Origin of the sequence: Sphaerospermopsis reniformis (assembly GCF_005402885.1) — a bacterium.
Lineage (GTDB): Bacteria > Cyanobacteriota > Cyanobacteriia > Cyanobacteriales > Nostocaceae > Sphaerospermopsis > Sphaerospermopsis kisseleviana.
Genome location: NZ_BJCE01000529.1, coordinates 1 through 724 on the forward strand (window position 1 = coordinate 1; position 724 = coordinate 724).

At 34.9% G+C, this 724-nt stretch carries 1 protein-coding gene; it reads left to right on the top strand.

Going from position 1 to position 724, the window contains the following annotated elements:
• Positions 1-27 precede the first annotated feature (27 nt).
• The coding region (locus FFR48_RS28215) for an IS4 family transposase (RefSeq protein ID WP_137669610.1) at positions 28-724 on the top strand (697 nt) is incomplete at its 3' end.

Sequence of the window (724 nt, forward strand, 5' to 3'; positions counted from 1 at the left end):
GGGGCAATGAGGCCCCATCAAAACAAAATGTTACCACAATCATATCAAACAATTTTCCGAAAACATTTAAGTGAACAGCAATATCTGACCCTGGAAATACTGTTATTATTGATACAAGCACATCCGCCAGTGAAACTATCAAAATTGGCCAGCTTATTTCCACAACCAATTAAATATGAAAGCAGAAAAAGGAATCTACAAAGGTTTTTAGGAACAGGGAAACTTTGCGTAAAATTATTATGGTTTCCATTAATAAAATATTGGATAAGAGAATCATTAAAACCAAAACAACTGAATAGAGAACAGAAGCGTTACTTTCAGAAGAAACAGTATCAAAAATATGGTTATTGGATAGTAGCATTGGATAGGACGCAGTGGAAGGGGCGGAATATATTTATGGTGACATTGGTATGGGGTACTCATGCTCTACCACTATATTGGGAAACATTAAATCATGTAGGAAATAGTAACTTACAAACCCAAAAAAGATTGATAAGAACAGCAATAAAGTTGTTGAAAAAATGTCGAATTGTGGTGTTAGCGGACAGAGAGTTCCATAGTCCAAAACTGGCTAAATGGCTTGATGAGCAAGGATTATACTTTGCTCTACGACAGAAAAAAGACCTTCATTTCCAAGAACAGATAGACTCAGAATATAAAGTGCTGAAAAACCAAGGATTTAAGCCAGGGATGTCTTATTTTTATGAAAATGTTAAATGCGGTA